The organism is Rhodoferax ferrireducens (assembly GCF_049302455.1).
In the GTDB taxonomy this organism is placed as follows: domain Bacteria; phylum Pseudomonadota; class Gammaproteobacteria; order Burkholderiales; family Burkholderiaceae_C; genus Rhodoferax; species Rhodoferax ferrireducens_B.
On sequence record NZ_JBAQMD010000045.1, the window covers coordinates 1 to 2,668 of the forward strand.

Sequence of the window (2,668 nt, forward strand, 5' to 3'; positions counted from 1 at the left end):
CATGCAGCTTCTCTTGCAGCCATATCTTGATCAATGATTGGTATGGCACATCCCGGGAATTTGCGGCTGCTTTGATGGAGTCCAGCAAATGCTGAGGCAGTCGAAGCGAAATCGTCTTGGTCGTAGGCTTCAAGTTTGGCAAGGTCACCTTGTTGGCTTTCGACCAGTCGAGATAATCGGTGGAATCATTCGCTTCCCAGAACGCACGCTCCTGTGCTTCGTTGGCAAATTTTGGAATGGCTTTAAGTTGCTTGTTCATAAATGGCTCGCTCCTTTCGATGCATGTCTCTGGCTGACAAACGCAACATCAACGCCGACGACAAACTGCTGGCCGTGTTCGGCGAGCCGCAGGTCACGATGTTTGAACTGGCGGGCATTGCGGGCAAGCATTTGGGTTGAAGCGTTCTGTTTGCTGCGGCAACAGCACGCAGCCGCTATTTCTTGAACAACGTATTCGTCGCTGAGCAAACGTTGATCGAAATAGGAGTCGCGCGCTGCGCCCGCTCGTCCGCCTGACCGGCGCGGTAAGGCCGCACCGCGCTGTCAGCACGCATTTCCCCACAAAGTAGACAAGGGCACAGCCCACAGGCCATCACCCAGTGGCAAGGTCTCTAGGCCGTCATACAGCAGCACCCCCCATCTTGAACTGAACGCCCGCGACGCTGGCCAGTTTTTTCAGGCCACGCAGATCGCTTTCCTTGACGCTGGCGGTGGCTTTGACCTCGATGCCCACCAGTTGCCCGGCAGCGTTTTCGATCACCACATCCACCTCGAATTTGTCCAGATCACGGTAGTAGAGCAGCCGGTAATCGCCCTCGGCGGTGGTGGTGGTGTGTTTAAGCAACTCACCGTACACAAACGTCTCCAGCACATGGCCGAACCGGCTGCGGTTTTGCTGTATCTCAGCCGCATTGAGGTCGATCAGGGTCGCCAGCAGCCCGGAGTCGATGAACTGCAGTTTGGGTGTTTTGACCATCCGTTTCAGATGGTTCCTGGCCCACACATCCACCCGTTTGAGCAAATACATCTGCTCGAATACACCCACATAACGCGCTGCGGTTTTGCTGTCCAGACCCACCTGGCTGCCGAGTTGGGTGTAGTTGCACATCTGGCCGAGTATCAGCCAGGACCTCTTTGAGGCGGGCCTAGATGAGCCGGGGCAAAGCGTGGTCGTATTCATGGGCCGAATCGTACCGAGAAATCTGGAATCTGGTGACGTAAATTATGGAATCAAAGCCTGTGAAATCTGGAATGACTTTAGCGCCAGGTGCCGCTCTTGCCTTGTGGCCCGCGTGCGCCTGGGCGCAGCTAGGGCCAGCCAGAGAACGCCGTGAAGCGCCGGAACGGCGAGGCCAACAATCTGCAGGACGGCGCCAACAAACGCAACATCAATGCCGACGCCAAACTGCTGGCCGTGTTGGCAAGCCGCAGGTCACGATGTTCGAGCTGGCCGGCATTGTCGGAAAACACCTGGCGTGAGCCATGCGGTCGCCCGCCTGCGCGAGCAGCGCAGGGCAAGCTTGGCGAGCCATGACAAGCCCTTTGTTGCCCGGGGTTCGCACGCGCCGCGCTGTCCCGCTTGCCGGGTGATCTTCAGCCACTGCCTCCTGTGTGCCTTGCGGCCCCAGGTGACTAACTTCAGCCGCGCTCTACCGTTTATTGCCGGACGGAAAATTACGAAGTAACCGGCATCACCACTGAATGCCCCGATCGATAACTGGTGTCATTCACCGGCTGCACTGCAAGGCCCGCTACTTGCGAGGAGCCACGATAGGCGGTGTGCCTTCTTTGAATAACTGCTGCAGCTGTGTGCGCAATTCCGGCGTGTCCTCATGCCGATGGACTGACACAGCATGCTGCACAGCCGCCTCCAGCAACTCTTTGTCCGTATCGGCCGATAGCGCCACTGTGCAATTCATATCACTCGGGAATTCCCGACAATCAACATATTTGCGTGTCATTTCAACCTCCTCATCAAGCAAGTGAAGGCAAGGCTCGGATCAGGGTGTCATCTACTGCCAAATAGTGCCACCCCGATCGAAGTACAAATGCGAAGTTTGCCGTGTTCTTTTATAGTCAAAAAATCCTCGTTTTCAAGTCCTCATCGGCCACAACAAGGAGTTTCTGGAGTCTATAAAGCAATCTCGACTTCTTGTGCCAGGCAAGCGAACACAACAGAAGGAGAAGGTTATCGAAAAGTGAAACGAGCGCAGCTTGCAACCGTCCGCTCTGGTCGAATGCCGGTCTTCAAGAGTCAGCGGCCGGCACGGCCGTGTGGCCTGCGGGTTCATGCTGCAACCACTGTCCTAACTGTGCCGGTGTGCCCAAGCGATTGGTCCCTGCGGTTCCGGCACGGGTGCGGACACGTCGGACTCTTGCACCAGTTGGCCGCCGGGCGCATAGCGAAAGCCCGGCAAGTGGCCCACTGCAAATTCTTCAGGCGTGCGCACGTCGTAGCGGCAAGAGGTGCGGCCCGCTTCTGCCGCAAAGCGCGCCAGGTCCTCCACTTGGGCGCGCCCAGGTCACGCAGATTGCGCAGCAATCAATGAACATGCAGCTTCTCTTGCAGCCATATCTTGATCAATGATTGGTATGGCACATCCCGGGAATTTGCGGCTGCTTTGATGGAGTCCAGCAAATGCTGAGGCAGTCGAAGCGAAATCGTCTT

The 2,668-nt window shown here is 56.8% G+C and carries 6 protein-coding genes and 1 pseudogene; 2 read left to right on the forward strand and 5 right to left on the reverse strand.

Features of this window, described 5'->3' with window-relative positions; all coding sequences use genetic code 11:
* Window positions 1–259: BrnA antitoxin family protein (locus WA157_RS08525; protein WP_422620531.1), on the reverse strand; the 259-nt coding region annotated here is incomplete at its 3' end.
* 2 nt (window positions 260–261) lie between these two features.
* On the opposite strand from WA157_RS08525, the gene WA157_RS08530 reads away from it, so the two are divergent.
* On the forward strand, window positions 262–399 hold the full coding sequence (locus tag WA157_RS08530; RefSeq protein ID WP_422620532.1) for an SWIB/MDM2 domain-containing protein: 138 nt from the start codon (window positions 262–264) through the stop codon (window positions 397–399).
* 220 nt (window positions 400–619) lie between these two features.
* Here WA157_RS08530 and WA157_RS08535 read toward each other — a convergent pair whose 3' ends face one another.
* Window positions 620–1,108, reverse strand: coding sequence for a DUF4143 domain-containing protein (locus tag WA157_RS08535; protein ID WP_422620533.1), 489 nt, complete (start codon window positions 1,106–1,108; stop codon window positions 620–622).
* A 240-nt stretch (window positions 1,109–1,348) separates the two neighbouring features.
* Here WA157_RS08535 and WA157_RS08540 point away from each other — a divergent pair.
* A pseudogene (locus WA157_RS08540) lies at window positions 1,349–1,479 on the forward strand (SWIB/MDM2 domain-containing protein); the annotation flags it as partial.
* 272 nt (window positions 1,480–1,751) lie between these two features.
* On the opposite strand, the gene WA157_RS08545 reads toward WA157_RS08540, so the two are convergent.
* From WA157_RS08545 to WA157_RS08555, 3 genes are all read right to left on the reverse strand, one after another.
* A complete protein-coding gene (locus tag WA157_RS08545; RefSeq protein WP_422620534.1) occupies window positions 1,752–1,961 on the reverse strand; it encodes a DUF1059 domain-containing protein in 210 nt (69 codons plus the stop codon).
* A 345-nt stretch (window positions 1,962–2,306) separates the two neighbouring features.
* Window positions 2,307–2,507, reverse strand: a complete 201-nt coding sequence (locus WA157_RS08550) for a hypothetical protein (RefSeq protein WP_422620536.1) — start codon at window positions 2,505–2,507, stop codon at window positions 2,307–2,309.
* A 35-nt stretch (window positions 2,508–2,542) separates the two neighbouring features.
* Window positions 2,543–2,662, reverse strand: coding sequence for a CopG family antitoxin (locus WA157_RS08555; protein WP_422620535.1), 120 nt, complete (start codon window positions 2,660–2,662; stop codon window positions 2,543–2,545).
* Window positions 2,663–2,668: the final 6 nt, after the last annotated feature.

What these genes read in the sequence shown, in the direction of transcription:
- WA157_RS08530 (WP_422620532.1), top strand. Translation starts at nt 262, where the DNA reads ATGGCTCGCTCCTTTCGATGCATGTCTCTGGCTGACAAACGCAACATC.
- WA157_RS08535 (WP_422620533.1), bottom strand. Translation starts at nt 1,108, where the DNA reads ATGTGCAACTACACCCAACTCGGCAGCCAGGTGGGTCTGGACAGCAAA.
- WA157_RS08545 (WP_422620534.1), bottom strand. Translation starts at nt 1,961, where the DNA reads ATGACACGCAAATATGTTGATTGTCGGGAATTCCCGAGTGATATGAAT.